The following is a 236-nucleotide window of genomic DNA, read 5'->3' as shown; positions in this document are numbered from 1 at the left end:
AATGGCAGAAATATTTAGTATTCTAAGTTTGCTATGATTTGGTACCGCTTTCACAGCCCGTATCAATACAGTGCTTTACCCCTAAATAATCCTTCACTAATTGCTGTGCCTCAACACATTTCGGGGAGAACCAGCTAGCTCCAGGTTCGATTAGCATTTCACCCCTAACTACAACTCATCTGCTAATTTTTCAACATTAGTCAGTTCGGACTTTCACTTAGTTTTACCTAAGTTTC

At 39.4% G+C, this 236-nt stretch carries 1 rRNA gene; it reads right to left on the bottom strand.

The annotated features are described in order from the left end of the window. Positions 1–236, bottom strand: a 23S ribosomal RNA gene (locus tag ACYQ78_RS40105); the annotation flags it as partial.

It is taken from the genome of Herbidospora sp. RD11066 (genome assembly GCF_054661255.1).
This window is presented reverse-complemented; position numbering and strand designations above follow the sequence as displayed.